The following is a 26,242-nucleotide window of genomic DNA, read 5'->3' as shown; positions in this document are numbered from 1 at the left end:
GTAATCCTGTTCTAGTTAGGGCTTGGCCCAATGGGAGTCTTGCCTGGCGCGAATGGCGTTTAAGAGGACGCAATCCCGTCCGGTCCTGCTGGGTTTCGAAGGCTCGTCTGCAAGCGCTCGCGCGGGCTGAAAGCTGCGCAGTAGCGGGGTTGAGATGCCTTTAACGATTCCGAGCGTCCGGGCGTGAGCCTGGCGGGAAGGCCGGAGTATAACAGAGCTATCACTGCGCGCCGCTTTCCTGCTGCTCAACGGTTTTTTCCGTGGCGGCCGTGGCCTTTTCAGACTTCACGCTGGCTGCCGGTTCCGCGCCGTAGCGGGCGCTCAGTTCAGCGTAGGCGGGCTCGCGTTTGAAGCGCTTGAGTTCGGCGCCGAAACGCTGCACCAGCAGATCCATGCCCGCATTGCGCCGCACCGCGAGAAACTGGCTTTGCTGGCTGATGACCGTGGGGTTTTCGGTGATCTTGTCGCGGATGCCCAGTTCGTCGAGCAAATGCTGGCCGACCCGGCGGTCGGTGATCAGCAGGTCAATTCGCCCGCGTACCAGTTTGCCGAAGTTGGCTTCATGGGTGGGGGCCGGCTCGCGGGTGAACTGCGTCGAATCGCTGAAGTCCTTGCTGTACAGGTAACCCGGCGAGGTGCCGATGGTCAGGCCGCGCAAGTCTTCGAGGCTGCGAAACGGGTGGGGCCGGTCATTGGCGTAGAACATCACGAACTGGACTTCCGAGAGCGGTTCGCTGGGGTAGAGCAGCGTCGCTTCGCGTTCGTCGCTGTGAAAGATGTCCAGGGCGCCGTCGGCCTGGCCTGTTTCAAGCATCGACAAGCAGCGTTTCCATGGCAGGAATTGCCACTCCACTTCGATGCCCAGGCGCTTGAAGACAATGGCGGTGGTTTCGTAGTCCAGGCCCAGGGATTTGCCGTTGTCTTCGTACACATAGGGCGCCCAAGGCTCCGTGACAATGCGCAGCTTCTCGCCCCGGGCGGCGAAGCTCAGGCAAGTGAAGACAAGCACGGCGATTAACTGCGTGATCAAAGGCATAGGCTGAGATTACGACGAGAAACCGGAAAGAGCCAGAAACTGACCGCAGATGCTCTAACTCCGTGGATTGCCGCACATTAATAGTGCGTTGAAAGCAAAAAGATCGCAGCCTGCGACAGCGCCTACGGGATTTGACATTCCGTTGTAGGCGCTGCCGCAGGCTGCGATCTTTTAATCGTGCTTCAACGACTTTTTAACGCGGCAACTTCAGGTTGTTCCACACCGCCAGGCTCGCTTCAGCCTGGTTCAGCGTGTAGAAGTGCAGCCCTGGAGCGCCACCCTGCAGCAGTTGTTCGCACATCTCGGTGATGACCTGTTCGCCAAAGCGCTGAATGCTCTGGGTGTCGTCGCCATAGGCTTCCAGTTGCTTGCGGATCCAGCGCGGGATTTCCGCACCGCAGGCATCGGAGAAGCGCGCCAGCTTGCTGTAGTTGGTGATCGGCATGATGCCCGGCACGATCGGGATGTTCACGCCCAGCGCCCGCACGCGTTCGACGAAGTAGAAATAGCAGTCGGCGTTGAAGAAGTACTGGGTGATCGCACTGTCGGCGCCAGCGTTGGCCTTGCGCACGAAGTTGGCCACATCGTCTTCGAAATTGCGCGCTTGCGGATGCATTTCCGGGTAAGCGGCGACTTCGATGTGGAAATGATCACCGGTTTCTTCACGAATGAATTCAACCAGGTCATTGGCGTGGCGCAACTCACCGCTGGCCATGCCCATGCCCGAAGGCAGGTCACCGCGCAGGGCGACGATACGCTTGATGCCGGCAGCCTTGTACTGGGCCAGCAGGCCGCGCAAGTCGTCCTTGCTATCGCCCACGCAGGACAGGTGCGGAGCGGCAGGGATTTTGACTTCGCTTTCGAGCTGCAGCACGGTGTTCAGCGTGCGATCGCGGGTCGAACCGCCGGCGCCGTAGGTGCAGGAGAAGAAATCGGGGTTGTAGATGGCCAGCTGGCGAGCAGTGGCGAGCAGCTTTTCATGCCCAGCATCGGTCTTCGTAGGGAAGAACTCGAAGCTGTAGCGACGTTCTTGGGACATGGTCATATCCTTGGAAACTCATAAGGCGGACGCTGGCCCCCTGTAGGAGCGAGCTTGCTCGCGAAAAACATCAAGGCAACGCGTTCATCCAGACAGCACGCGTTATCGTTGACGTCCATCGCGAGCGAGCTCGCTCCTACACAGGAAAAGCCGGTCTATCAGTAGCGGTAGGCGTGCGGCTTGAACGGACCTTCAACGGTCACGCCGATGTAGTCGGCCTGGGTCTTGGTCAGTTGAGTCACTACGCCGCCGAAGCCACGGACCATTTCCAGGGCCACTTCTTCGTCGAGTTTTTTCGGCAGTACTTCAACGGTCAGGCGCTCGGCTTTCTGGGCTGGCGACAGGTCGGCGTACTTCTGGCCGAACAGGAAGATCTGGGCCAGAACCTGGTTGGCGAACGAACCGTCCATGATGCGGCTCGGGTGGCCGGTGGCGTTACCCAGGTTAACCAGACGGCCTTCGGCCAGCAGGATCAGGTAGTCGTCGTTCTGTGGGTCGAAATCGCCAGCGCCGGTACGGTGGATCTTGTGTACCTGCGGCTTCACTTCTTCCCATGCCCAGTTCTTGCGCATGAAAGCGGTGTCGATTTCGTTGTCGAAGTGGCCGATGTTGCAGACAACGGCACGCTTCTTCAGGGCCTTGAGCATGTTCGAGTCGCAAACATTGACGTTACCGGTGGTGGTCACGATCAGGTCGATCTTGCCCAGCAATGCCTTGTCGATGCTTGCTTCAGTTCCGTTGTTGATACCGTCGATGAACGGCGAAACCACTTCGAAACCGTCCATGCAGGCTTGCATGGCGCAGATCGGGTCGACTTCGGAAACCTTGACGATCATGCCTTCCTGACGCAGGGACTGGGCCGAACCCTTGCCCACGTCGCCGTAGCCGATGACCAGCGCTTGCTTGCCGGACAGAAGGTGGTCGGTGCCGCGCTTGATCGCATCGTTCAGGCTGTGACGGCAGCCGTACTTGTTGTCGTTCTTGCTCTTGGTCACCGAGTCGTTGACGTTGATGGCCGGGATTCTCAGCTCGCCCTTGGCCAGCATGTCCAGCAGGCGGTGAACGCCGGTGGTGGTTTCTTCGGTCACGCCGTGGACGCGGTCCAGAACCTGTGGGTACTTCTTGTGCAGCAGCTCGGTCAGGTCACCGCCGTCGTCGAGGATCATGTTGGCATCCCAAGGCGCGCCATCTTTGAGGATGGTCTGCTCCAGGCACCACTCGTACTCTTGTTCGGTTTCACCTTTCCAGGCGAAAACCGGGATGCCGGCAGCGGCGATGGCAGCAGCAGCCTGGTCCTGAGTCGAGAAAATGTTGCAGGACGACCAGCGTACTTCGGCACCCAGGGCAACCAGGGTTTCGATCAGCACGGCAGTCTGAATGGTCATGTGGATGCAGCCGAGGATCTTCGCGCCCTTGAGCGGTTGCTCGGCGGAATACTTGTTGCGCAGACCCATCAGGGCTGGCATTTCGGATTCGGCGATGATGGTTTCGCGACGGCCCCAGGCAGCCAGGGACATGTCGGCAACTTTGTAATCGTTAAAATCTGCAGGCGTGATAACAGCGCTCATGAAGAGCCTCCATTCGTAATGTATGCGAATGGGCGCCGTTGTGCGTTTAGTGTCCAGCCAGTGAAGGCCAGGCAACGCCCCATCCGAGCCTGACAGGTCAAACCTGCTGCAGCGCCCCTCGGACAGGTGGCGGGAAACGGTAGCAATTGAAGATGACCGTTTTGAAACGGTGGCGATTATAGCGGGCTATGCCGATCTTCCAAAGCGTTTCTGTCGGTCAATGTCCGAACGGTAATCGAGACCATAGACGATGCTCAATAGAGCTCTAGGTCGGGCTCTGCCATGATGGTCGGCATCATTCGGCAAGACGCTCAGGAGTGAACATGAATTTCCACACCCGCAAATGGGTAAAACCCGAAGACCTCAACCCTAACGGCACGCTGTTCGGCGGTAGCCTGCTGCGCTGGATCGACGAAGAGGCGGCGATCTACGCCATCGTTCAGTTGGGCAACCAGCGTGTGGTCACCAAGTACATTTCAGAAATCAATTTCGTCAGCGCCTCGCGCCAGGGCGACATCATCGAACTGGGCATCACGGCGACCGAGTTCGGCCGCACTTCGATCACCCTGACGTGCGAGGTGCGCAACAAGATCACCCGCAAGAGCATCCTCACCGTTGAAAAAATGGTGTTCGTGAACCTCGGTGAAGACGGCTTGCCGGCGCCTCACGGCCGGACCGAGATCAAGTACGTCAAGGACCAGTTCAAGGACGACGCCAGCGTGTAGGAGCGAGCCTGCTCGCGATGGTCGTTAACGATAACACTGGGTACCTGACACCCAGTGGTGCTCTCAAGTCCATCGCGAGCAGGCTCGCTCCTACAGAACGGAATCCCCGCTGCACAGGTCATAGCTGAATAGCCCGCCACCGGTTGCGCATCCCATGAACTCGGCACAAGACGGCAAGACCCCGAACCTTTCGGCGCAAGAAGAACACGAAGTCGAAAAGAGCCAGCCACCCCGTGCCGCGGTGCTGCACGAGATCATCCGTACCCAGGGCGACCAGGAACTGGAGCGCAGCATTGCCGCGTTGTGGTGGTCGGCGCTCGCGGCGGGGTTGACCATGGGGCTGTCGCTGATGGGCATGGGCTTGCTCAATTCACGTCTTCCGGATGGCGAAGGATTCAAGGTGATCGCGAGTTTCGGTTATTGCGCCGGTTTCCTCGCGGTGATCCTCGCTCGCCAGCAACTGTTCACCGAAAACACCCTGACCGCCGTGTTGCCGGTAATGACCAAACCGACGCTGGCCAACTTCGGCCGGCTGCTACGGCTGTGGACGGTGGTGCTGGTCGGCAACCTCTGTGGCACCTTGCTGGTGGCGTACGTGATGCTGGAACTGCCGATTTTCGACAGCAAGACCGATGTCGCCTTCCTCGATATCGGCCGCAAGGTCATGGAAAACCACGCCAGCCAGATGTTCGCCAAGGGCATCATTTCCGGATGGATGATCGCCACCATGGTCTGGATGATCCCGTCCATGGAGAGCGCCAAGATGTGGATCATCATCCTCATCACCTACCTCATGGCGCTGGGGGATTTCACCCACATCGTGGTCGGTTCGCTGGAGGTTTCGTATCTGGTATTTGCCGGCGAGTTGCCGTGGAGTGATTTCTGGCTGGTGTTCGCCGGGCCGACGCTGGCGGGGAACATCATCGGTGGCAGTTTTATTTTCGCGCTGATCAGCCATGCGCAGATTCGCAGCGAAAGCGGGCCGCCGAAAAAATCTACGGATCAGAGCGAAGCGCCCGATCCGCAGAAAATCAAAAAACCATCAAGCTGATCCTCAGCCCACCGCATCAAGCGCAGCCGCACCGCGACGCTGGCGATAGATGAAAAACAGTGCGGTCAGCACGGTCAGTCCGCTGACCAGTGCACCGGTCCAGGGCAAGTCCGCCAGATCGGCACCGCTGGCCACAACCAGCCCGCCAATCCATGCCCCGGCGGCGTTGCCGAGGTTGAAGGCGCTCTGGTTCAAGGTCGAACCCAGGTTTGGTGCCTCAAAGGCCTGATCGATGATCAGCAGTTGCAGGATCGGGCACAAGGCAAAGGCAAACGTCCCCCACAACACCAGTGTGATGGCCGCCGGGATGACCGAGTGACTGGTTTGCGTGAATGCCGCCAGTACCACCAGCACCGCCAGCGCCATGCCCACCAGCGAAGGCAGCAAGCGGCTGTCCGCCAGACGACCACCGAGCATGCTGCCGGCGGTCAAGCCCACACCGAACAACAGCAGCATGATGGTGACGCCGTGGGGGCTGACACCGGTGATGTCCTGCAGGATCGGCGCAATGTAAGTGAACACACTGAACAGGCTGGTCGAGGCCAGTACACTCATGCCCAGGGCCAGCAGTACGTTGGCCTTGCCCAGTACCTTGAACTCGCTGGCCAGGTTGGCTTTATCCATCGCGATGTTTTTCGGCAGCCAGACCCATTGCGCAATCGCCGCCAGCACCCCGATCACCGACACAGCCCAGAAGGTCGAGCGCCAGCCTGCGTATTGCCCGAGTGCGGTACCCAGTGGCACGCCGAGCACGTTGGCCAGGGTCAGGCCGGTGAACATCATGGCAATCGCCTGAGCCCTTTTGTTGGGGGCCACCAGCCCGGCGGCCACCACCGAACCAATGCCGAAAAATGCGCCGTGGCACAGTGCCGTGATCACGCGCGCGGCCATCAGCGTGGCGTAGTTTGGCGCCAGCGCGCAGAGCATGTTGCCGAGGATGAACATCAGCGTCATGCCCAACAACGTGGCCTTGCGCGGCATGTTGGCGGTGCCGACCGCGAGGATCGGTGCACCGAACACCACGCCCAGGGCGTAGCCGGTGATCAGTAATCCGGCGTCGGGAATGCTCACGCCGAGGTCGCGGGCGACATCGGGCAAAAGACCCATGATGACGAATTCGGTGGTGCCGATGCCGAAGGCGGCAACGGCGAGGGCAAGCAAAGCGAGTGGCATGCGCAAGGTCTCTGTCGGTAGTCTTGACGCTGTGATCAGGCATACGCAGGCCGACGACCGTTCTCGACGAGAGCGGGCCGGGCAGGATTTTTATTGGAATTAGTTTGTGCGCAACTGAGTGCGGCGTGGTCGCTTGCAGTATAAACAGACAGTGAAATATGGCGAATCAATTCTCTACCCGGCCCCTGTAGGAGCGAGCTCGCTCGCGATGAACGTGAACGAAGACGTGTATTCACCGGTTGGCTGCGGTGCCCTCACATTTTTCGCGAGCAAGCTCGCTCCTACGGGGATCGTGGAGACAACAAAAGGAGTAGGCCGTGCTTGCGACGGCGTTGGTGTTGGTGGCGGCGCTGTTGCATGCGGCGTGGAATACCCTGATCAAGTTCAGTGCGGAGCGGCTGTTGGTAGTGGCCTGCATGGACAGCGTGGCGCTGCTCTTTGTCGTGCTGATGCTGCCGTTCCTGAGCGTGCCGCCACTGGAGATCTGGCCGTGGATCCTGGCGTCGGCGGCGTTCGAGTTGCTCTATCGCTATTTGCTGATCCAGGCCTATCGGGTCGGCGACCTCGGGCTGGTCTATCCATTGATGCGCGGCCTGTCACCGTTGGTGGTGCTGGCGCTGACGCTGATCTTTGCCGGGGAAGTGCTGACCCATCAGCAGATTTTCGGAATCCTGTTGATCCCGTTCGGCATGCTGTGCCTGCTCTGGCAGGGCGGCGGTGGTGCGCGTTTGCCCTGGTCGATGTTGCCGGTGGTGGCGCTGATCGGCCTGTGCATCGGTTGCTACACCTACATTGACGGGCAGGCATTGCGGCGCTGGTCCCATCCACTGGACTATCTGGTCTGGGTCACCTTGCTCAGTGCCTGGCCGTTTCCGCTGTTGGCGTTGGTGCGCAAACGACCCGCGTTCATGTTGTTCTGGCGCGAGCAGTGGCGACTGGGCCTGGCCGTCGGGTTCTGCGTGTTGTTCAGCTACGCTCTGGTGCTGTGGGCGATGCAGCTGGGCTCGATTGCAGAAGCGGCGGCGTTGCGCGAGATCAGCGTAATTCTGGTAGTGCTGTTTGGCATGCGTTACCTGAAAGAGCCTTTTGGCGGGCCGCGCCTCTTGGCCTGTGGGCTGGTGCTGATCGGTATATTGGTCATGAAATTTTGACTGTTCTGAAACGTGAAGAAGGGACTGCTTTATGACGGTTGCTCTGTGGTGCATTTTGATCGCGATTTTCCTGCCGTATGTGTGTGTGGGCGTGGCCAAGATCAGTGGCGGGTTCAGGTTGAGAGACAACCATGATCCCCGGGACTTTCTCGATTCGCTGGAAGGCTTGGGCAGGCGCGCGAATGCGGCGCAACTGAACAGTTTTGAAGTGACCCCGGCGTTCGCTGCGGCGGTGATCGTGGCGCATCTGGCCGGTAATGCCGAACTGGTGACGATCAATGTGCTGGCCGTGCTGTTCATTACCAGCCGGCTGCTCTACATCATTTGCTATCTGGCGGACTGGGCGACGCTGCGGTCGTTGATGTGGTTCGTGGGGATGGGGTTGATCGTGAGTTTCTTTGTGGTGTCAGCCTGACAGATCTTCAGGGTTTTTGCCGGCCTCATCGCGAGCAAGCTCGCTCCCACAGGAGTGTGCGTTCCAGTGTAGGAGCGGGCCTGCTCGCGAAAGCTATCTAACGGTCAACACTCGCCTCAGGGCTTGGTCTTCTCGGCATCCGCCACCTGCGGCACTTGCGGCAACGTCGCGCCTTTGGGCCAGAGCATCCAGATCTGCCCCTGCTGTTTCATGTCCCCGGCCAGTTGCCCGGCCGCATCCCCGGTGCCCCAGAACAGATCCGCCCGAACCTCGCCGGCAATGGCGCCGCCGGTGTCCTGTGCTGCCACGGGGCGAACCAGGGCCGTGCCGTCCGGTCTGGTGGTGGACAGCCACAACAGGCTGCCCAGCGGAATCACCTTGCGATCCACCGCCGCGCTGTAACCGGCGGTCAACGGTACGTTCAGCGAGCCGCGCGGACCTTCGTTGCTGTCCGGGTTGCGGGTGAAGAACACATAACTGGGGTTGCTGCCGAGCAGTTCGGGAATCCGCGATGGATTGGCCTTGGCCCAGGTGCTGATGGCGCCCATGGTCACGTCTTCTTTTTTCAATTCGCCCTGTTCCACCAGCCAGCGGCCGATCGGTCGATACGGGTGGCCGTTCTGATCGGCGTAGGCAATGCGCAACTGGCGACCATTGTCGAGCTGGATACGACCCGAACCCTGGATTTGCAGGAACTGCAGGTTCATCGGATCGGTCAGCCAGGCCACGACCGGCGCATTGACCCCTTTGCTTTCGATGGCTGCCGCATCGTCGTATGGCTTGAGCACGCGACCTTCGAGTCGACCGCGCAGGCGTTTGCCCTTGAGTTCCGGGTAAATGCTGTCGAGGGCGACGATGATCATGTCCTCGGGGACGCCATAGACCGGGACATTGGCAGCGCCGGTCTGGGTCAGGCTCCCGGGATAGACCGGTTCGTAGTAGCCGGTTATCAGGCCGTTGGGGTTGTCGTTGGCGGCGCGCAGGCCATAGACATCGAGGTTCTGTTTGAGAAAGCCGCGAATGTCGCTGGCGGTTTGCGGCACGTTGACAGCCGCTGCGCACGTGCCACCCCAGACCGGATCGGCCTTGAGTCGGGTACAGGCGCTGCGCCAGGAACCGAAACCGGCGACCAGGTCGCTGTCGGACACCGCCGGCAGCGCTTCCCATGTGGCGCTGGAGTAGGTGGCCAGGGCGTGGGTTTTCGGTTGTTGGTTGTCGCCACCGGTGCAGCCTGCGAGCAGGGCCACCATCGGCAGGGTCCAGGCCAGGCGGTGACGCCACGCGTTGAAACGGCTGTTCATGGAGTGATTCCTTTGCCGGTTGCCTGAGCGCTCCATGCGCTCAAGCAACCCTTATTGATAATAGGGCTATTGGTCTTTGCCGATGACGCGAGGATACTGGCCGCCGTTTCCCGTGACCTGAAGCCACCATGACTCTTAAAAGACTTTCTGTTGTATTGCTGGCCTGCCTGACGCTGTCCGCTTGTGGCGGTATCGACCCCAACTCGCCGCTCGGCCAGCGCAAGGCCATTTTCAAGCAGATGCTCAAGACTGGCGAAGACCTGGGCGGCATGTTGCGTGGGCGCATTGCCTTCGATGGCCCGAAGTTCGCCGAAGGTGCGGTGAAACTCGATGCGTTGTCCCGTGAGCCGTGGCAGCATTTTCCGCAAGTGCGCGAGGAGGATCACACCAGCGCCAAGAGCGATGTCTGGGAGCAACAGACACGCTTTCAGGCAATGGCCCGCGACCTTGAAAGCGCCACCGGTGAATTGGTGATCGCCAGCCAGGTCCAACCCTACAAGGCCAGCAACCTGGGGCCGGCGGTACAGAAAGTCGAAGATGCTTGCAGTGCTTGTCATAAGGCGTTTCGGGATCATTGATTCGGCGCTACGCATGACCTGTGGCGAGGGGGCTTGCCCCCGTTCGACGGCGTAGCCGTCGTTTGTTTGAACTGTCAGGTATATCTGACTGAGTTCGGTTCAGCGATTTTGGGACTGCTTCGCAGTCCAACGGGGGCAAGCCCCCCTCGCCACAAAAAAACTGCTGCGTTACTTATCCAACTCATCGAGTGCGTTCTGCAATTCCTTGCGGGCATCGGCGAGTTTGTCTTTGCGCTTGTTGATCTTGTCGGGATCGCCTTTGCTCATGGCCTTGTCGAGGTCTGCCTGACGCTTGCTGACTTCGTGCTTGGCGTCGAGCACCTTGTTTTCCCGTTCCTTCTTCAGCGAGGCGTCGGTGCAGTTCGCTTCGACTTCGCTCAAGGCCTTTTCCAGGCCTGCCTGCTGGTCGGCGTTGCCGTGGACCTTGGCCAATTCGATCTGGTTGACGATGCCTTGCTTCTTGGCGGCGCAACCGGTCAGCCCCGGCGCTTCCTCATCCGCCATCAACGGGGTGGCCAGCACGCTGCAAAGGGTCAACAGGGCGAGCGGTGAAAGAAATTTCATAAAAGCTCCATGTAGGAAAGCAAGCAGACCACTGTGGCAATGGCTGTTGGAGCCCAGCGGTCCCTTGTGGTTCCCGCTGGGCGCAGGGCCGACAACTAAAAGCCGTCAATCCCCGCATCACGTAACGTTTCACTCAAGCCCAGTACCTGCGGATCGCGGAAAAAAGCGCTCAGTTGCGCCGCGCGCCCTGGCCCGATATCGGCCTCGGCCCGCCATTGTTCGATGTCTCGCTGCGCCAGTACCAGCCATGAATCGCCGAGATGCGCCTGACCTGTCGGCGGTAATCCCAAGGCTTTCAGCCAGTGCGCGAACGGGCGTTGCCGGGCTCGGTTGAAGCTGTCTGCAAGACGAGCCGCGCTGCGCTCGCCGAAACCGTCAATGGTAGCAAGCTCTTGGGCATCGAGGGTCAACCAATCCAACAGACCGTTCAGCCGACCTGTTGCAAGAAGTTTTTCCCAGGTGCCCGGACCCACATTGGGCAGCGCCAGGCCTTGTTTGCTGCTGAGCCAGGTCAGGCGCGCAAGAAACTGGCTCTCACAGCCCGGAGTCGGTTGCCAGCAACTCAATGAATGAAAGTCCTCTGCCCGCGGCGCGTTCAATTCGGCGCGTTCGCTGCTGCGCAATACAACCCTATCGAGCCTGGGAATGGTCAGCCCGGCCAGGCTGATGGCGACCTGGTCACCCGGGCGGATGTCCAGCGTCTGCCAGCGTTGCAACGAACCGACGCTGACGTGCTTGATCTGCCGGTCATCGAGCTTTACCGGGGTCAGTTCAAGAACCGGAGTGATCCGCCCGGTCCGGCCGATTTTGAAGTGAACCTGGCGGACTTCGGCCAGTGCCTGGGCGAAGGGGTATTTCCAGGCGATGGCCCAGTAGGGTGACCTGGCCTGCCAGCGTTCGGCGGCTGGGCGCTGATTCTGGCGCAGGACGATGCCGTCGCTGGCAAAGGGCAAGGGGGAACGATACCAGTGCTCGCGCCAGCGTTCGGCATCAATGACGGAGGCGATGGGCTGGCTGTATGCAGTGGTACTCGGGAAGCCCAGCGCAGTCAGCACCGCGGCACGCTCGGGTACGCTCGCCGGTCCTTGGGGCCAGTCCCAGACAAACAGGTCGATGCCGGCGGCCTGTTCGGCGCTCAAGACCTTGCGTGCCATCAGACCGGCCACCGAGCCACGAGCATTGAGGCTACCGGCCCGGGCCTGCACGTGATCGGTCAGGCGCCAATACAGTTCGCCTTGCACGATCAAGTCCCGGGCCTGAGATAGCCGTTGCGGGATGGCCGGAATCTGCCGCGCAGGAACCGTCCAGTCCTGGCCGCTTTCGCCGTCGCCGCGGCTGATTGCCTGGGCCAACAGGCCGCTGCGATAAACCAGGGTCACCGCCACGCCATCGATTTTAGGCTGGACCCAGACGTCGACCCGGTCACGCAGCCATTTTTCCACGGCGGGCTGATCGTGCAGTTTGTCCAGGCCGGTGTGGGCGATGGGGTGGGGCAGCGTGCCGCGCGCAGTGCGCAAGGGGGCTGCGGGCGGGCTCAGGTTAAAGCAGTGGCGCCATTGGGTGAGTCGCGCGCGGGACTGGTCGTAGAGTTCATCGGCGACCAGTGAGCGGCCCTGGCGGTGATAGCTGTCGTCCCAGAGGTCGATTTGTTGTTGCAGTTTGCCGACTTCGTTCCGGGCGCGTTCTGGTGGCCAGTCCGGGCACTCGGCGGCGCTGGCGGTCAGGTAGGCAAAGGTCAGTAGAGCGGCGAAAAACAGGCGCAGGTCGGGAAGCATCTTGAGCGTCCTTGCTCGGTGAGGTGCGTGAAGGCTAGGTCAGTATCAGTTGGCGCAGCGAGGGGGTGTTTTGCCGGGTATTTCTGGTGGTTGTGCTGGCCTCATCGCGAGCAAGCTCGCTCCCACAGGGAATTGCGTTTGCCCATGGATCTTTGTCACACCAAAGATCAACTCTGGGAGCGAGCCTGCTCGCGAAGGCGGCCACGCGGTCTCAAGCGCAAGGCAATAAAAAACCCCGCAGGGCGCGAACCGTGCGGGGCTTCGGGTGTTGCGGGGGAATCTTACAGGCCGGCAGCAGAACGCAGGGCGTCGGCGCGGTCGGTTTTTTCCCAGGTGAACGTGGTGAAGGTGTCGTCACCAACGGTCTTGGTCGCCGGGGTGCGACCGAAGTGGCCGTACGCAGCGGTTTCCTGATACATCGGGTGCAGCAGGTCGAGCATGGTGGTGATCGCGTATGGACGCAGGTCGAACACTTCGCGGACCAGTTTGACGATCTTGTCATCGCTGATCTTGCCGGTACCGAAGGTATTCAGCGAGATCGAAGTCGGCTGGGCAACGCCGATGGCGTAGGACACCTGAATCTCGCAACGCTCGGCCAGGCCGGCGGCAACGATGTTCTTGGCCACGTAACGACCGGCGTAGGCCGCCGAACGGTCAACCTTCGATGGATCTTTACCGGAGAACGCGCCACCGCCGTGACGGGCCATGCCGCCGTAGCTGTCGACGATGATCTTGCGACCGGTCAGACCGCAGTCACCCACTGGGCCGCCGATGATGAACTGGCCGGTCGGGTTGATGTGGAACTGGGTGTCCTTGCTCAGCAGTTCGGCAGGCAGCACGTGCTTGACGATCAGCTCCATCACGCCTTCGCGCAGGTCGTTGTACGACACTTCCGGGTTGTGCTGGGTCGACAGAACGACGGCATCGATACCGACAACCTTGCCGTTTTCGTAACGGCAGGTCACTTGCGACTTGGCGTCCGGGCGCAGCCAAGGCAGCAGGCCGGATTTACGGGCTTCGGCCTGGCGCTGTACCAGCTGGTGCGAGAAGGTGATCGGTGCAGGCATCAGCACGTCGGTTTCATTGCTGGCGTAGCCGAACATCAGGCCCTGGTCGCCGGCGCCCTGATCTTCAGGCTTGGCACGGTCGACACCCTGGTTGATGTCAGGGGACTGCTTGCCGATGATGTTCATCACGCCGCAGGTCGCGCCGTCGAAGCCGACGTCGGAGCTGGTGTAGCCGATGTTGGTGATCACGTCACGAACGATCTGCTCCAGGTCAACCCAGGCGGAAGTGGTGACTTCGCCTGCGATGATCGCCACGCCCGTTTTCACCAGAGTCTCGCACGCCACACGGGCGAACTTGTCTTCAGCAATGATGGCGTCCAGCACCGCATCAGAAATCTGGTCGGCGATTTTGTCCGGATGCCCTTCAGACACGGACTCGGAGGTGAAAAGGGAGTATTCGCTCATCTCGATGTTTTCCTGAAATTACCGATGGTGAGTGTCGCCAGCCGGTCGCTGAAAATGGCGGACCTGGATCTGGAAACCATTACGTAAGCCTACATAGAGGCTTTCCCCGGGAACGAGTCCCGCAGCGGTGGCCCAACGGGCCAGATCGTCCTGTTCAAACCCCAGCCAGAGATCACCGCAGGCCTCCTTGGCCCAACTCTGGTTGTGGCTACATAACTCTGTCACTAACAGGCTACCGCCTGGTTGCAGCAAATGGGCCATGTGCTTGAGCGCATCGGCCGGTGCGGCAAAATGGTGCAGCACCATGTTCAGTACCACGCAATCGGCCTTGAGGCTGACGCCGTTCAATGCATCGGCCAGTTGCAGGCTAACGTTAGTCAGCTTGTCGCGTTCGCAGACCTGGCGCGCCAGTTCAAGCATCGCGCTGCTGTTATCCAGCGCCGTGACTTGCGCGAAGCGGCGCGCCAGGTCCGGCAGGAATGCGCCATCGCCGGGGCCGACTTCAATGGCCGTGGCGTCTTTGTCGAAGCTCAGCTTGTCGAGCAGGGCCACCACGCTTTCGCGGTATTGCGGCAGGCCGGCGATCAAGTCTTGCTGGGCGCGAAACTTCTCCGCAACCCTTGAGAAAAAATCCTGGCTGGCCGCCGCACGTTGCCCATGGACCTGGGTGATGCGCGACTGTACGTCGGTCGGCAGCGTCAGGTTGTCCACTTCTTCGAGCAATGCTGCGTGCAGTTTGCCGCCCAGCAGTTCGGTGTGGGGCAGCGCGCGACGGTAGAAAATCGCGTTGCCTTCGCGGCGCGTTGCCACCAGGTCGGCCTGTGCCAGTACCTTGAGGTGGTGGCTCATGCCTGACTGGCCGATGCCGAAGATCTGCGCCAGTTCCAGTACGCCGAACGAGTCATTGGCCAGTGCGCGCAAGACATTCAACCGCAGGGGATCGCCGCCAGCCTTGCACAAGGCCGCCAGCTCATCGCAATCGTCATGTTGAATGGAGGGCACGCGTAAATTCATAAGGCCGGCAGTCTAGTCACGGGTCGAAGGTATCGCAAGAGCAATATCAAAAAGTTTTGATATTGCTCGATAGATGGCACTTCTCGACGTTAGCTTTTGTCAACAATCGGACGGCGGAAAGGTTTCACCAGGCGAATACGTCGTTATCCATTGGAAAAACGCCTTCAGATGACTATCTGTCATTGCCCCGAGGCGGCCCGGTGAGGGAAAATGCTCGCCTTTTTTCCGTTTCGTTTTAATCAAGCCCCCAGGAGAACAGCGATGCCTAGCCGTCGTGAGCGTGCCAACGCCATTCGTGCCCTCAGCATGGATGCCGTGCAAAAAGCCAACAGCGGCCATCCCGGTGCCCCTATGGGTATGGCAGATATCGCCGAAGTACTTTGGCGCGACTACCTCAAGCACAACCCGAGCAATCCATCGTTTGCCGACCGTGACCGCTTCGTGCTGTCCAACGGCCACGGCTCGATGCTGATCTACTCGCTGCTGCACCTGACCGGCTACGACCTGTCGATCGATGACCTCAAGCAGTTCCGTCAACTGCACAGCCGCACCCCGGGCCACCCGGAACTCGGCTACACCCCGGGCGTAGAAACCACCACCGGTCCACTGGGCCAGGGCCTGGCCAACGCCGTGGGTTTTGCCCTGGCTGAAAAAGTCATGGCTGCGCAGTTCAACCGTCCTGGCCACAACATCGTCGATCACCACACCTATGTGTTCCTGGGTGATGGCTGCATGATGGAAGGCATTTCCCACGAAGTCGCTTCCCTGGCCGGTACCCTGGGCCTGGGCAAGCTGATCGCCTTCTACGATGACAACGGCATCTCCATCGATGGCGAAGTCGAAGGCTGGTTCACCGACGACACCCCGAAGCGTTTTGAGTCCTACAACTGGCAAGTGATCCGCAATGTCGACGGTCACGACCCGGAAGAGATCAAGACGGCGATCGACACTGCACGTAAAAGCGAGCAGCCAACCCTGATCTGCTGCAAGACCACCATCGGTTTCGGTTCTCCGAACAAGCAAGGCAAGGAAGATTGCCATGGCGCCCCGCTGGGTGACGCGGAAATCGCCCTGACCCGTGCGGCGCTGAAATGGAATCACGGTCCGTTCGAAATCCCGGCCGATATCTATGCCGAGTGGGACGCCAAGGAAGCCGGTCGCGCTGTTGAAGCCGAGTGGGACCAGCGTTTCTCTGCTTACTCCGCCGCGTTCCCGACTGAAGCCAACGAACTGGTGCGTCGTCTGAGCGGTGACCTGCCAGCTGACTTCAGCGAAAAAGCCTCGGCCTATATCGCCGAAGTGGCGGCCAAGGGCGAAACCATCGCCAGCCGTAAAGCCAGTCAGAACGCCCTGAATGCGTTCGGCCCGTTGCTGCCTGAGTTCCTCGGCGGTTCGGCTGACCTGGCCGGTTCCAACCTGACCCTGTGGAAAGGTTGCAAAGGTGTTACCGCCGAAGATGCCAGCGGCAACTACATGTACTACGGCGTGCGTGAATTCGGCATGACCGCGATCATGAACGGCGTTGCCCTGCACGGCGGCCTGGTGCCTTACGGCGCGACCTTCCTGATGTTCATGGAATACGCGCGTAACGCGGTGCGCATGTCGGCCCTGATGAAGCAGCGGGTGATCCACGTCTACACCCACGACTCCATCGGTCTGGGCGAAGACGGCCCGACTCACCAGCCAATCGAGCAACTGGCCAGCCTGCGCTGCACGCCGAACCTCGATACCTGGCGCCCAGCCGACGCCGTTGAGTCGGCGGTGAGCTGGAAGTGCGCATTGGAGCGCAAGGACGGTCCTTCGGCCCTGATCTTCTCGCGTCAGAACCTGCAGCACCAAACCCGCAATGCGATTCAGATCGAAGAGATCGCGCGTGGCGGTTACGTGTTGAAGGACTGCGCAGGCGAGCCTGAGCTGATCCTGATCGCCACCGGCTCGGAAGTCGGCCTGGCCGTTCAGGCTTTCGACAAACTGACCGAGCAGGGCCGCAAGGTGCGTGTGGTTTCCATGCCGTGCACCAGCGTGTTCGATGCCCAGGACGCCGGCTACAAGCAATCGGTACTGCCGTTGCAGGTCAGCGCCCGTATCGCCATCGAAGCTTCCCACGCGGACTACTGGTACAAGTACGTGGGCCTGGAAGGCCGCGTGATCGGCATGACCACCTACGGCGAGTCGGCGCCTGCGCCGGCCTTGTTCGAAGAGTTCGGCTTCACCCTGGAGAACATCCTGGGTCAGGCTGAAGAGCTGCTGGAAGACTAAGCACAACGCGGTGGTTTCTGACCACCGCGTACCCTGTAGGAGCGAGCCTGCTCGCGATGGTCGTTAACGATAACGCTGGATGCCTGAATGCCCGCGTTGTCTGGGCCACCATCGCGAGCAAGCTCGCTCCTACAAGGGTTGCGATGCACACAAGAATTTCGTCTGGCTGCGTATTATCGAGAACCCCATGCCTCAACCGCGTCCCTACAAAGTTGCACTCAACGGCTACGGCCGGATTGGTCGTTGCGTCTTGCGTGCGTTGTTCGAGCGAGGCGAAAAGGCCGGGTTCGAGATTGTCGCGATCAACGATCTGGCGGACATGGCCAGTATCGAATACCTGACACGCTTTGACTCCACCCATGGCCGGTTCCCCGGTGAAGTGAAGGTCGAAGGCGATTGTCTGCATATAAATGGCGACTGCGTGAAGGTCCTGCGCAGTGCCACCCCCGAAGGCATCGATTGGGCGTCCCTGGGCGTCGATCTGGTGCTGGAGTGCTCCGGCGCTTATCACACTCGCGAAGACGGCCAGCGTTTCCTCGACGCCGGCGCCCCGCGTGTGTTGTTTTCCCAGCCGATGGCCAGCGAGACGGACGTTGACGCGACCATCGTCTACGGCGTGAACCAGGACTGCCTGACCGGCGACGAATTGCTGGTGTCCAACGCGTCCTGCACCACCAACTGCGGCGTGCCGCTGTTGCGCCTGCTGAATCAGGCCATTGGCCTGGACTACGTGTCGATCACCACCATTCACTCGGCGATGAACGATCAGCCGGTCATCGATGCCTATCACCACGAAGACCTGCGTCGTACCCGTTCGGCGTTCCAGTCGGTGATTCCGGTGTCCACCGGTCTGGCGCGAGGTATCGAACGCCTGCTGCCGGAACTTGCCGGACGAATTCAGGCCAAAGCCGTGCGGGTGCCGACGGTCAACGTGTCCTGCCTCGATATCACGATGCAGACCGCCACCGCGACCGACGCCACCGAGGTCAACCGGATCCTGCGCGAAGCCGCCACCAGCGGCCCGCTCAAAGGCCTGCTGGCCTACACCGAGCTACCCCACGCAAGCTGTGATTTCAACCATGACCCACATTCGGCGATCGTCGATGCCAGTCAGACCCGCGTTTCCGGCCCTCGGCTGGTGAACATCCTGGCCTGGTTCGACAATGAATGGGGTTTTGCCAACCGAATGCTGGACGTTGCAGAACACTATCTGCAAACAGCAACTTCAAAAAAACCGTAGGAAGTGCGACCCATGACCGTGTTGAAGATGTCCGACCTCGATCTGCAAGGTAAGCGCGTATTGATCCGCGAAGACCTCAACGTTCCAGTCAAGGACGGTGTTGTCACCAGCGATGCGCGTATCCTGGCCTCGCTGCCGACCATCAAGCTGGCCCTGGAAAAAGGCGCGGCCGTGATGGTCTGCTCGCACCTTGGCCGTCCGACCGAAGGCGAGTTCTCGGCCGAGAACAGCCTCAAGCCAGTCGCCGACTACCTGAGCCGTGCTCTGGGTCGTGAGGTGCCGTTGGTGGCCGATTACCTGGGCGGTGTTGATGTGAAAGCGGGCGACATCGTGCTGTTCGAAAACGTGCGCTTCAACAAAGGCGAGAAAAAGAACGCTGACGAACTGGCCCAGCAATACGCCGCCCTGTGCGACGTGTTCGTGATGGACGCCTTCGGCACCGCTCACCGTGCCGAGGGTTCGACCCACGGCGTGGCCAAGTTCGCCAAAGTCGCTGCTGCCGGCCCGCTGCTGGCCGCTGAACTGGACGCTCTGGGCAAAGCCCTGGGTGCCCCGGCCCAGCCGATGGCGGCTATTGTTGCCGGCTCCAAGGTGTCGACCAAACTCGACGTGCTGAACAGCCTGAGCCAGATCTGCAACCAGTTGATCGTTGGTGGCGGCATCGCCAACACCTTCCTGGCCGCTGCCGGTCACCCGGTCGGTAAATCCCTGTATGAGCCGGACCTGCTGGACACCGCTCGCGCCATCGCCGCCAAGGTCAGCGTACCGCTGCCAGTGGACGTAGTGGTTGCCAAGGAATTCGCGGAAAGCGCCGCTGCGACCGTCAAGCTGATCGCTGATGTCGCTGCCGACGACATGATCCTGGACATCGGTCCGCAGACCGCGGCGAATTTCGCCGAGCTGCTGAAGTCGTCCAAGACTATCCTGTGGAACGGTCCGGTCGGCGTGTTCGAATTCGATCAGTTCGGTAATGGCACCAAGGTGCTGGCCCAGGCCATCGCGGACAGCGCGGCGTTCTCCATTGCCGGCGGTGGCGACACCCTGGCGGCCATCGACAAGTATGGCGTGGCAGAGCAGATCTCCTACATTTCTACCGGTGGCGGTGCGTTCCTCGAATTCGTCGAAGGCAAGGTCCTGCCAGCCGTGGAAGTCCTGGAAAGCCGGGCCAAGGCCTGAGGGTCGCCCGTTTGACCTGGCAAGGGAGTGTTGACATGGTCAAGACGTTAGCGCTGTTGATCGTCGCGGGTTCACTGGCGGCTTGCGGGAGCAGCCCGAAAGCCACGCCGGAACCCGAGGCGCCTGCGTCGCGCAACGGCTGTTATCAGGCCGACTGGCAGGCGGAAACCAACCCGGTGCTCAACAAGCGCTCCGGGCCCGAGGGCCTGGACAAATACGAGACCCGGGCACCCGTCAAGGAACATGGCTGCCCTTGACGGGTCTGACTCTTTACTCAGGGCTGATGGCGTGCGCCGTCAGTCGAGGGACATGGATGAAAGGATTTATCGCCGTTACGGCGCTGGCGCTTTTGGCTGGTTGTGCTCAGTTGAACCTGTTCCAGTCGTCCGCACCTGTGGATAACTGGACCACCTGGACTTGCGACAGCCAGGCCAAAGTGCTGTGGCGCTACACCGACGACAGCCTTAGGGAAGTCGACGTGCGTCTGGGCGGTGCCGATCAGGTCTACCGCTTGAAACAGGAGCCGGGTGCATCGGGTTCGCTGTACAGCAATGACATGCTGGCGTTTCACATAAAAGGTGAGGAAGGCCTGGTTTACTGGGTCGCCACCAATGATTTGATTGGGCGTGGCTGTCACCTGTAGGAGCGAGCCTGCTCGCGATGGTCGTTAACGATGACGCGGGGTACTTGAATGCCCGCGTTGTCTGGGCCTCCATCGCGAGCAGGCTCGCTCCTACAGGAGGCGTGCGTAACACCGAATTCGCAGCCCGGGCTCAACCCCTGATCTGCAATAACTTGAATAGCCGCCGCCGCTACGGCAGGCTGGCACGATTAACGACCCTCAACCGGGAGAGATATACACAATGGCACTTATCAGCATGCGCCAGATGCTGGACCACGCAGCCGAGTTCGGCTACGGCGTTCCAGCCTTCAACGTCAACAACCTTGAGCAGATGCGCGCCATCATGGAAGCCGCTGACAAGACTGACTCCCCGGTGATCGTCCAGGCTTCGGCCGGTGCTCGCAAATACGCCGGTGCACCGTTCCTGCGTCACCTGATCCTGGCAGCCATCGAAGAATTCCCGCACATCCCGGTGTGCATGCACCAGGACCACGGCACCAGCCCTGACGTCTGCCAGCGCTCCATCCAGCTGGGCTTCAGCTCGGTGATGATGGACGGCTCCCTGGGTGAAGACGGCAAGACCCCGACCGACTACGACTACAACGTGCGTGTGACCCAACAAACCGTAGCCATGGCTCACGCCTGTGGCGTTTCGGTAGAAGGCGAGCTGGGCTGCCTGGGTTCGCTGGAAACCGGCATGGCCGGTGAAGAAGACGGCATCGGCGCCGAAGGCGTCCTGGATCACAGCCAGATGCTGACCGACCCGGAAGAAGCCGCTGACTTCGTAAAACGCACTCAGGTTGATGCCCTGGCCATCGCCATCGGCACCAGCCACGGCGCCTACAAGTTCACCAAGCCGCCTACCGGCGACGTGCTGGCGATCGACCGCATCAAAGAAATCCACAAGCGCATTCCGAACACTCACCTGGTGATGCACGGTTCGTCTTCGGTTCCGCAAGAGTGGCTGGCGATCATCAACCAGTACGGCGGCGACATCAAGGAAACCTACGGTGTACCGGTTGAAGAAATCGTCGAAGGCATCAAGCACGGCGTGCGCAAGGTCAACATCGACACCGACCTGCGCCTGGCGTCCACTGGCGCAATGCGTCGCCTGATGGCCACCAACCCGAGCGAGTTCGACCCACGTAAATTCTTCGGCGCCACCGTCACCGCCATGCGTGACGTGTGTATCGCTCGCTACGAAGCCTTCGGTACTGCCGGCAACGCTTCGAAGATCAAGGCGATCTCGCTGGAAGGCATGTATCAGCGTTACCTGAAAGGTGAGTTGAACGCCAAGGTCAACTAAGCCTGAGCGTTAAACTGCCTTGATGAAAAACCCGCCGAGAGGCGGGTTTTTTGTGGGCGATGATCCAGGATCGACGCGGTCAGTGTGGGAGCGGGCTTGCTCGCGAAAGCGGTGTGTCATTCAACATTAATGTCGTCTGACATTACGCCTTCGCGAGCAAGCCCGCTCCCACAAGATCAACAGTGCCTCGATATCAATTGTTGTGATCGATATCCAGCTTGCTGAAGGTCACTTTGCCGCCTTCAGTGGTGTACCCGGTGTTGTCCTGTACATAGACCCCGGCCTTGAAATACAGCGGTTTGTCACGCCAGGTCGTGCTGATTTGCGTATCCCATTGATAACCTGCCGCACTGATGCCCAAGGCGCCACCGGGGCTGAGGTGAATGAGGTAGTTGAACTCCTGGTCGAGTTTCACCCCCGTCGCAACGATGATCACCCGGCCTGTATCGTCATCGGGATGCATCCGGACCTTGGCGACGATATTGCCGGTGCCTGTGCTGGTTTTGTATTGGTATTCAACCTTCACCAGAGGTTTCTGGCTTTGATAGGCATGGATCTGGCCGATGACGACTTTCCCGGAACTCGGTACCTGGTTCACTGCCAGAGTGGCATACAACAAATTGTCGGCTTCCGGGTAATACCAGTTTTTCAACGTACCGTTGCTGTAGGTTTCACGCAATTCGGTACGTGGATAAATTGCGTTTTCGGTACGGGAGCCGGTCACGGGCGTCCAGAAAAACAATGTGCCTGTGTCTGAATGGAAGTATTGATCCTTGAAACCGTCCACCAGCTTGGCGGTTTCGACGGTGTACGGCGGGCTGCCAACGGGGACGCTGAGGTTCCAGGTTGCAAGATCGATCATGTCGGTTCTTCCACTTGATTCATGCTGCACGGACGTGCCAGAAGCTCTAGCCCGCACCTTCGGGGGCGGCCTTTATAAGCGTAGCGGGAGATTTTGTTAATGCCCGTCTGACGGGTGGCTGACGTCAACATCCTGTCGAAGCGACATCTTTCCCGGTTTCCATCGCCTGAACCATCGACCGTTAGTCGGTAAAAAGACACTATGATTAAATGATGGCTTACTGACACCTTCTGCTTTTGCAGAACCGGGTCTAGAGTGAAGACGCAGTATTTGTCCGGTTTTCACGAGAAACCGGCCTGACACCCCGCAATTAGAGAAGCAGCATGGAATGCGCGCAACCCACGCCAGTAGAAGGCAGCTCAACCCTTTTAGTCGTCGACGATTACCCCGAAAACCTGATCAGCATGCGCGCGTTGTTACAGCGCCAGGGCTGGCGGGTCATTACTGCCACCTCGGGTTTCGAGGCCCTCGGCTTGTTACTTGAACACGATATCGACCTGGTGCTGCTGGACGTGCAGATGCCGGACATGGACGGTTATGAAGTGGCGCGCCTGATGCGCGGTAGCCAGCGGACCCGTCTGACGCCGATCATTTTCCTGACCGCCAACGAACAGTCCCAGGATGCCGTGATCAAGGGCTATGCCAGTGGTGCGGTGGATTATCTGTTCAAGCCGTTCGACCCACAGGTCTTTACGCCCAAGGTCCAGGCGTTGCTCGAGCACCAGCGTAACCGCCGGGCCTTGCAGCGCCTGAGTCATGATCTGGAAGCGGCTCGTGCCTTTAATGCGTCGGTGCTGGAAAACGCAGCCGAAGGCATTCTGGTATTGGGTGAGGACGGTCTGATTCGTTTTGCCAATCCGGCGATTTCACGGTTGCTCAATGCCCCGGTGCAGGAACTGCAAGGCAAGGAGTTTCTGGACTACCTGCAAAAACCGCATATCCCGATCTGGGCCGACTCCGAGTTGCTGGCCGGATACAAACGAGGCGAAACCTTGCGCCTGCACGATGCCCTGCTACGTACGGCACCCGGGCAGCAAGTGCCGGTGGCCTTGTCCTGCGCGCCATTGCCCGCCGAGCAACATGCGATGGTCGTGACCGTGCTGGACATGTCGGTGGTGCGCCATCTGCATCAGCAACTGGAGTTTCAGGCGGTCACCGATCCGCTGAGCGGATTGCTCAACCGCCGGGGTTTCTACCAGACCGTAGAGAACCTGCTGTTGCGCGGTGAGCGTTCCGACAGCTCCTGGGTCCTGATGTATCTGGACCTCGACGGCTTCAAGCGAGTCAATGATTCGCTCGGGCACGATGCCGGCGATCGGGTGCTGCGCTGGGTCTCCGAACAGTTGAAGGCTTGCCTGCGGCCCTTCGACATTCTGGCGCGGATGGGCGGCGACGAGTTCACCGCGCTGCTGGATCTGGAGTTCCCCGAGCAGGCGGCGAAGATTGCCGAGAAGCTCATCGAGCGAGTGTCGATCTGTCAGCAGATCGACGGCCTCGATATCGCTCTGGGTGCCAGCATCGGCATTGCCACGTTCCCTGATTGTGGCGCCAATCTCGACGGGATGATGCGGGCGGCCGACATTGCCATGTACGAAGCCAAGCGTGCCGGCCGCCAGCAATATCGCTTCTACGATCATGAAATGAACGGCCGGGCGCGCACGCGGCTGATGCTGGAAGAAAGTGTGCGCACGGCCATCGAGAAGCGGGATTTCAATCTGGTGTATCAGCCTCAGGTTGCGATTGCCGACGGGCGGATTCGTGGCTTCGAGGCCTTGTTGCGCTGGCAGCATCCGAGCGTTGGCGATGTCCCCCCGGGGCTGTTTTTGCCATTGCTGGAGGAGGCGCGGTTGATCAGTCGCCTTGGCAGCTGGATTTACCATCGCGGCGCCGGGCAACGCAAAGCCTGGGAGTCCCTGTTTGCCGAGGACCTGGTGCTCGGCGTCAGCTTGAGCAGTACGCAGTTCGGCATGCCCAACCTGGTCACCGAGTTGCGCCAGGTGCTGGAGCGCCATGGCCTGCAACCGCGTCACCTGGAAGTCGAGGTCACGGAAGAGGCCTTGATGCGCAACCCTGAAGAAACCCGCAAGCAATTGCGTCTGCTGCACAACCTGGGCGTACGCGTGGCATTGGATGACTTCGGGGTCGGACCCTGCTCCCTGACGCACTTGCGCGACCTGGCGCTGGATACTCTGAAGATCGACCGCCATTTGATCGCCCGGTTGCCGGATTCGGCAAGGGATGCGGCGCTGGTGCGCAGTGTGATCGACCTGTGCAAGCAGTTCGGAATATTGGTGATTGCCGAAGGGGTGGAAACCGTCGCTCAGTATGAATGGCTGCAAGCCAACAGCTGTGAGTATGTGCAAGGTTTTCTGGTGGCCCGGCCGATGATGGCCGAAGACACCGGGGTCTTTGTCCAGCCGTTTGACTGGAGCGCGCTGCCCCGCTGAATTCGCTACACTGGCGACCTTTTAGTGACCTGTATTGCCGCCCCGATGACCGTGTTGAAATATCTCCAGGCCTATCCCGCCACCTTGCAGGACCAGGTACGCCAGCTGATCGCCGACGGTCGGCTGGGCGATTACCTGAACCAGCGTTACCCGCAAAAGCACGGGGTGCAGAGCGACAAGGCGCTGTACACCTATGCTCTGGACCTCAAGCAGGAGTACTTGCGTAACGCTCCGGCCATCGACAAGGTGCTGTTCGACAACCGTCTGGACCTGACCCACCGTGCCCTTGGCCTGCACACCACGATTTCACGGGTGCAGGGTGGCAAGCTCAAGGCCAAGAAGGAAATCCGCATCGCTTCGCTGTTCAAGGAAGCGCCTTGCGAGTTCCTGAAAATGATCGTGGTGCATGAGCTGGCGCACTTCAAGGAATCGGACCACAACAAGGCATTCTACAAACTGTGCGAACACATGCTGCCGGGTTATCACCAGGTGGAATTTGATGTGCGGGTGTACCTGACGTGGCGGGATCTGTAGGAGCTGCCGCAGGCTGCGACCTTTTAAGGAGCATTGGATGGACGTGAGCAAGACCAAGAGCAGCTTCTATCGCCGGTTGTACGTGGCGTACCTGATCGACAGCGGGCTGGCCAGCAGCGTCCCGGCGCTGACCGAAGTCACCGGCATGCCCAGGCGCACGGCACAGGACACCATCGCGGCTTTGGCGGATCTGGATATTGTGTGTGAGTTCGAGCAGGAAGAGGGCGCGCGCAACCATGCGGGGCGCTATCGGATTCGCGAGTGGGGTGCGATCGATCGCGGGTGGATCGAGCGTAACCTGCGGCAGATCAAGGCGGTGCTGGAGTATCCCTGAGATTTGCGGCGCCTGAGCTGACGCCATCGCGAGCAGGCTCGCTCCCACATCTGATCTGAGTTGTGAACCCAATCCAGTGTGGGAGCGAGCTTGCTCGCGATAAGGCCTTCAAGGGCGACGCATCCCGATGTGTGGAATGCCATCCTCGACATATTCCTCTCCCGCCACGACAAACCCGTACCGCCCGTAATACCCCTGCAAATGCGCCTGGGCCGAGAGGTAGACCGGCAGACCGGGCCAGTATTTTTCGATCTGTTTGAGTGCCTGTTCCATCAGCTCATGCCCCAGCCCGGCACCGCGTGCCTGGGGTGCAATGATCACCCGTCCGATCACCACGTCGCCGCCCTGTGATTGCGGGTCAAGCAGCCGCAGGTAAGCCACCAGCCGGTTACCGTCCCAGGCCATCACGTGGAGGGTGTCACCTTCCAGATCCTGGCCATCGATATCCTGGTAAACGCATTTCTGTTCAACGACGAACACTTCTGCACGCAGCTGCAAAATGGCGTACAGCTGCTCCTTGCCCAGGTCGCTGTGGTGTTTGCAGATCCAGTCGACTGTCATGTTTTGATTCCCTGAAAACGTCGTTTCGATACTAAGCGC

25 protein-coding genes and 1 riboswitch are annotated in these 26,242 nt (G+C 60.2%); of the genes, 14 read left to right on the top strand and 11 right to left on the bottom strand.

The window, feature by feature from the left end; all coding sequences use genetic code 11:
• Positions 1–220 precede the first annotated feature (220 nt).
• From J4D25_RS23525 to ahcY, 3 genes are all read right to left on the bottom strand, one after another.
• The gene (locus J4D25_RS23525) at positions 221–1,036 is read right to left on the bottom strand and encodes an ABC transporter substrate-binding protein (protein WP_057712951.1); all 816 of its coding nucleotides are present in this window, start codon (positions 1,034–1,036) and stop codon (positions 221–223) included.
• Positions 1,037–1,229: 193 nt separating this feature from the next.
• The gene (metF, locus tag J4D25_RS23520) at positions 1,230–2,075 is read right to left on the bottom strand and encodes a methylenetetrahydrofolate reductase [NAD(P)H] (RefSeq protein ID WP_057712952.1); all 846 of its coding nucleotides are present in this window, start codon (positions 2,073–2,075) and stop codon (positions 1,230–1,232) included.
• 158 nt (positions 2,076–2,233) lie between these two features.
• Positions 2,234–3,643, bottom strand: a complete 1,410-nt coding sequence (gene ahcY / locus J4D25_RS23515) for an adenosylhomocysteinase (RefSeq protein WP_057712953.1) — start codon at positions 3,641–3,643, stop codon at positions 2,234–2,236.
• Positions 3,644–3,666: 23 nt separating this feature from the next.
• A riboswitch (S-adenosyl-L-homocysteine riboswitch) is annotated at positions 3,667–3,769 on the bottom strand.
• Between the two features lie 197 nt (positions 3,770–3,966).
• Here ahcY and J4D25_RS23510 point away from each other — a divergent pair.
• Together J4D25_RS23510 and J4D25_RS23505 are read left to right on the top strand one after the other, a co-directional pair.
• Positions 3,967–4,368 (top strand): acyl-CoA thioesterase, encoded by a 402-nt coding sequence (locus J4D25_RS23510; protein ID WP_008019918.1) that lies wholly within the window; start codon positions 3,967–3,969, stop codon positions 4,366–4,368.
• Positions 4,369–4,522: 154 nt separating this feature from the next.
• Positions 4,523–5,419: a formate/nitrite transporter family protein gene (locus J4D25_RS23505; RefSeq protein ID WP_057712954.1), complete on the top strand. Its 897-nt coding sequence runs from the start codon at positions 4,523–4,525 to the stop codon at positions 5,417–5,419.
• 3 nt (positions 5,420–5,422) lie between these two features.
• On the opposite strand, the gene J4D25_RS23500 is transcribed toward J4D25_RS23505, so the two are convergent.
• Positions 5,423–6,592: an MFS transporter gene (locus J4D25_RS23500; RefSeq protein ID WP_057712955.1), complete on the bottom strand. Its 1,170-nt coding sequence runs from the start codon at positions 6,590–6,592 to the stop codon at positions 5,423–5,425.
• 317 nt (positions 6,593–6,909) lie between these two features.
• Between J4D25_RS23500 and J4D25_RS23495 the strand changes: the two genes are divergently transcribed.
• Together J4D25_RS23495 and J4D25_RS23490 are read left to right on the top strand one after the other, a co-directional pair.
• Positions 6,910–7,743: an EamA family transporter gene (locus tag J4D25_RS23495; RefSeq protein ID WP_057712956.1), complete on the top strand. Its 834-nt coding sequence runs from the start codon at positions 6,910–6,912 to the stop codon at positions 7,741–7,743.
• Positions 7,744–7,774: 31 nt separating this feature from the next.
• Complete coding sequence (locus tag J4D25_RS23490; RefSeq protein WP_057712957.1) at positions 7,775–8,158, top strand: MAPEG family protein; 384 nt, start codon at positions 7,775–7,777, stop codon at positions 8,156–8,158.
• A gap of 116 nt (positions 8,159–8,274) precedes the next feature.
• Here the strand turns inward: J4D25_RS23490 and J4D25_RS23485 are convergent, their stop codons facing one another.
• Positions 8,275–9,459 (bottom strand): murein transglycosylase A, encoded by a 1,185-nt coding sequence (locus J4D25_RS23485; RefSeq protein ID WP_057712958.1) that lies wholly within the window; start codon positions 9,457–9,459, stop codon positions 8,275–8,277.
• A gap of 128 nt (positions 9,460–9,587) precedes the next feature.
• Here J4D25_RS23485 and J4D25_RS23480 point away from each other — a divergent pair, with 128 nt between their 5' ends.
• Positions 9,588–10,037, top strand: coding sequence for a cytochrome c (locus tag J4D25_RS23480; RefSeq protein WP_057712959.1), 450 nt, complete (start codon positions 9,588–9,590; stop codon positions 10,035–10,037).
• Between the two features lie 168 nt (positions 10,038–10,205).
• Here J4D25_RS23480 and J4D25_RS23475 read toward each other — a convergent pair whose 3' ends face one another.
• The 4 genes from J4D25_RS23475 to J4D25_RS23460 all read right to left on the bottom strand — a co-directional run bounded on the left by J4D25_RS23475 (position 10,206) and on the right by J4D25_RS23460 (position 14,862).
• Positions 10,206–10,601 carry a DUF1090 domain-containing protein gene (locus J4D25_RS23475; RefSeq protein ID WP_057712960.1) on the bottom strand — a complete coding sequence of 132 codons (396 nt, stop codon included), beginning with the start codon at positions 10,599–10,601 and terminating at the stop codon, positions 10,206–10,208.
• A 95-nt stretch (positions 10,602–10,696) separates the two neighbouring features.
• Positions 10,697–12,376, bottom strand: a complete 1,680-nt coding sequence (ligB, locus tag J4D25_RS23470; RefSeq protein ID WP_057712961.1) for an NAD-dependent DNA ligase LigB — start codon at positions 12,374–12,376, stop codon at positions 10,697–10,699.
• Positions 12,377–12,657: 281 nt separating this feature from the next.
• Positions 12,658–13,848 carry a methionine adenosyltransferase gene (gene metK, locus J4D25_RS23465; protein ID WP_008050251.1) on the bottom strand — a complete coding sequence of 397 codons (1,191 nt, stop codon included), beginning with the start codon at positions 13,846–13,848 and terminating at the stop codon, positions 12,658–12,660.
• An 18-nt stretch (positions 13,849–13,866) separates the two neighbouring features.
• Complete coding sequence (locus tag J4D25_RS23460) at positions 13,867–14,862, bottom strand: metalloregulator ArsR/SmtB family transcription factor (protein ID WP_057712962.1); 996 nt, start codon at positions 14,860–14,862, stop codon at positions 13,867–13,869.
• A gap of 261 nt (positions 14,863–15,123) precedes the next feature.
• Between J4D25_RS23460 and tkt the strand changes: the two genes are divergently transcribed.
• The 6 genes from tkt to fba all read left to right on the top strand — a co-directional run bounded on the left by tkt (position 15,124) and on the right by fba (position 21,465).
• On the top strand, positions 15,124–17,121 hold the full coding sequence (gene tkt / locus J4D25_RS23455) for a transketolase (protein ID WP_057712963.1): 1,998 nt from the start codon (positions 15,124–15,126) through the stop codon (positions 17,119–17,121).
• A 187-nt stretch (positions 17,122–17,308) separates the two neighbouring features.
• Positions 17,309–18,361: an erythrose-4-phosphate dehydrogenase gene (gene epd / locus J4D25_RS23450; protein WP_057716543.1), complete on the top strand. Its 1,053-nt coding sequence runs from the start codon at positions 17,309–17,311 to the stop codon at positions 18,359–18,361.
• A gap of 12 nt (positions 18,362–18,373) precedes the next feature.
• Positions 18,374–19,537, top strand: a complete 1,164-nt coding sequence (locus J4D25_RS23445; protein WP_057712964.1) for a phosphoglycerate kinase — start codon at positions 18,374–18,376, stop codon at positions 19,535–19,537.
• A 35-nt stretch (positions 19,538–19,572) separates the two neighbouring features.
• Positions 19,573–19,794 carry a hypothetical protein gene (locus J4D25_RS23440; RefSeq protein WP_057712965.1) on the top strand — a complete coding sequence of 74 codons (222 nt, stop codon included), beginning with the start codon at positions 19,573–19,575 and terminating at the stop codon, positions 19,792–19,794.
• Positions 19,795–19,850: 56 nt separating this feature from the next.
• Complete coding sequence (locus J4D25_RS23435; protein WP_057712966.1) at positions 19,851–20,180, top strand: MliC family protein; 330 nt, start codon at positions 19,851–19,853, stop codon at positions 20,178–20,180.
• Positions 20,181–20,400: 220 nt separating this feature from the next.
• Complete coding sequence (fba, locus tag J4D25_RS23430; RefSeq protein WP_007981624.1) at positions 20,401–21,465, top strand: class II fructose-bisphosphate aldolase; 1,065 nt, start codon at positions 20,401–20,403, stop codon at positions 21,463–21,465.
• A 193-nt stretch (positions 21,466–21,658) separates the two neighbouring features.
• Here the strand turns inward: fba and J4D25_RS23425 are convergent, their stop codons facing one another.
• Positions 21,659–22,327, bottom strand: coding sequence for a polysaccharide lyase family 7 protein (locus J4D25_RS23425; protein WP_057712967.1), 669 nt, complete (start codon positions 22,325–22,327; stop codon positions 21,659–21,661).
• A 323-nt stretch (positions 22,328–22,650) separates the two neighbouring features.
• Between J4D25_RS23425 and J4D25_RS23420 the strand changes: the two genes are divergently transcribed.
• Genes J4D25_RS23420 through J4D25_RS23410 form a run of 3 tightly spaced genes read left to right on the top strand, consistent with a single transcriptional unit; the run spans position 22,651 to position 25,642 of the window.
• On the top strand, positions 22,651–24,774 hold the full coding sequence (locus J4D25_RS23420; protein WP_057712968.1) for a bifunctional diguanylate cyclase/phosphodiesterase: 2,124 nt from the start codon (positions 22,651–22,653) through the stop codon (positions 24,772–24,774).
• A gap of 45 nt (positions 24,775–24,819) precedes the next feature.
• Complete coding sequence (locus J4D25_RS23415; RefSeq protein ID WP_057712969.1) at positions 24,820–25,308, top strand: YgjP-like metallopeptidase domain-containing protein; 489 nt, start codon at positions 24,820–24,822, stop codon at positions 25,306–25,308.
• A gap of 37 nt (positions 25,309–25,345) precedes the next feature.
• Positions 25,346–25,642 (top strand): helix-turn-helix domain-containing protein, encoded by a 297-nt coding sequence (locus J4D25_RS23410; RefSeq protein ID WP_007894945.1) that lies wholly within the window; start codon positions 25,346–25,348, stop codon positions 25,640–25,642.
• Positions 25,643–25,750: 108 nt separating this feature from the next.
• On the opposite strand, the gene J4D25_RS23405 is transcribed toward J4D25_RS23410, so the two are convergent.
• Entirely contained in the window at positions 25,751–26,203 is a 453-nt protein-coding gene (locus tag J4D25_RS23405) for a GNAT family N-acetyltransferase (RefSeq protein WP_057712970.1), read from the bottom strand.
• Between the last annotated feature and the right edge of the window lie 39 nt (positions 26,204–26,242).

Source organism: Pseudomonas sp. GW456-L13, from assembly GCF_017350115.1.
Taxonomy (GTDB): domain Bacteria; phylum Pseudomonadota; class Gammaproteobacteria; order Pseudomonadales; family Pseudomonadaceae; genus Aquipseudomonas; species Aquipseudomonas jessenii.
The sequence above is the reverse complement of the archived record's forward strand: the minus strand, read 5'-3'. Positions and strand labels throughout refer to the sequence as shown.

What these genes read in the sequence shown, in the direction of transcription:
- tkt (WP_057712963.1), top strand. Translation starts at nt 15,124, where the DNA reads ATGCCTAGCCGTCGTGAGCGTGCCAACGCCATTCGTGCCCTCAGCATG.
- J4D25_RS23420 (WP_057712968.1), top strand. Translation starts at nt 22,651, where the DNA reads ATGGAATGCGCGCAACCCACGCCAGTAGAAGGCAGCTCAACCCTTTTA.
- J4D25_RS23490 (WP_057712957.1), top strand. Translation starts at nt 7,775, where the DNA reads ATGACGGTTGCTCTGTGGTGCATTTTGATCGCGATTTTCCTGCCGTAT.
- J4D25_RS23500 (WP_057712955.1), bottom strand. Translation starts at nt 6,592, where the DNA reads ATGCCACTCGCTTTGCTTGCCCTCGCCGTTGCCGCCTTCGGCATCGGC.
- J4D25_RS23445 (WP_057712964.1), top strand. Translation starts at nt 18,374, where the DNA reads ATGACCGTGTTGAAGATGTCCGACCTCGATCTGCAAGGTAAGCGCGTA.
- ligB (WP_057712961.1), bottom strand. Translation starts at nt 12,376, where the DNA reads ATGCTTCCCGACCTGCGCCTGTTTTTCGCCGCTCTACTGACCTTTGCC.
- J4D25_RS23440 (WP_057712965.1), top strand. Translation starts at nt 19,573, where the DNA reads ATGGTCAAGACGTTAGCGCTGTTGATCGTCGCGGGTTCACTGGCGGCT.
- J4D25_RS23480 (WP_057712959.1), top strand. Translation starts at nt 9,588, where the DNA reads ATGACTCTTAAAAGACTTTCTGTTGTATTGCTGGCCTGCCTGACGCTG.
- J4D25_RS23485 (WP_057712958.1), bottom strand. Translation starts at nt 9,459, where the DNA reads ATGAACAGCCGTTTCAACGCGTGGCGTCACCGCCTGGCCTGGACCCTG.
- ahcY (WP_057712953.1), bottom strand. Translation starts at nt 3,643, where the DNA reads ATGAGCGCTGTTATCACGCCTGCAGATTTTAACGATTACAAAGTTGCC.
- epd (WP_057716543.1), top strand. Translation starts at nt 17,309, where the DNA reads ATGCCTCAACCGCGTCCCTACAAAGTTGCACTCAACGGCTACGGCCGG.
- J4D25_RS23410 (WP_007894945.1), top strand. Translation starts at nt 25,346, where the DNA reads ATGGACGTGAGCAAGACCAAGAGCAGCTTCTATCGCCGGTTGTACGTG.
- J4D25_RS23415 (WP_057712969.1), top strand. Translation starts at nt 24,820, where the DNA reads ATGACCGTGTTGAAATATCTCCAGGCCTATCCCGCCACCTTGCAGGAC.
- J4D25_RS23510 (WP_008019918.1), top strand. Translation starts at nt 3,967, where the DNA reads ATGAATTTCCACACCCGCAAATGGGTAAAACCCGAAGACCTCAACCCT.
- J4D25_RS23525 (WP_057712951.1), bottom strand. Translation starts at nt 1,036, where the DNA reads ATGCCTTTGATCACGCAGTTAATCGCCGTGCTTGTCTTCACTTGCCTG.
- fba (WP_007981624.1), top strand. Translation starts at nt 20,401, where the DNA reads ATGGCACTTATCAGCATGCGCCAGATGCTGGACCACGCAGCCGAGTTC.
- metF (WP_057712952.1), bottom strand. Translation starts at nt 2,075, where the DNA reads ATGTCCCAAGAACGTCGCTACAGCTTCGAGTTCTTCCCTACGAAGACC.
- J4D25_RS23505 (WP_057712954.1), top strand. Translation starts at nt 4,523, where the DNA reads ATGAACTCGGCACAAGACGGCAAGACCCCGAACCTTTCGGCGCAAGAA.
- J4D25_RS23425 (WP_057712967.1), bottom strand. Translation starts at nt 22,327, where the DNA reads ATGATCGATCTTGCAACCTGGAACCTCAGCGTCCCCGTTGGCAGCCCG.
- J4D25_RS23405 (WP_057712970.1), bottom strand. Translation starts at nt 26,203, where the DNA reads ATGACAGTCGACTGGATCTGCAAACACCACAGCGACCTGGGCAAGGAG.
- J4D25_RS23460 (WP_057712962.1), bottom strand. Translation starts at nt 14,862, where the DNA reads ATGAATTTACGCGTGCCCTCCATTCAACATGACGATTGCGATGAGCTG.
- metK (WP_008050251.1), bottom strand. Translation starts at nt 13,848, where the DNA reads ATGAGCGAATACTCCCTTTTCACCTCCGAGTCCGTGTCTGAAGGGCAT.
- J4D25_RS23475 (WP_057712960.1), bottom strand. Translation starts at nt 10,601, where the DNA reads ATGAAATTTCTTTCACCGCTCGCCCTGTTGACCCTTTGCAGCGTGCTG.
- J4D25_RS23435 (WP_057712966.1), top strand. Translation starts at nt 19,851, where the DNA reads ATGAAAGGATTTATCGCCGTTACGGCGCTGGCGCTTTTGGCTGGTTGT.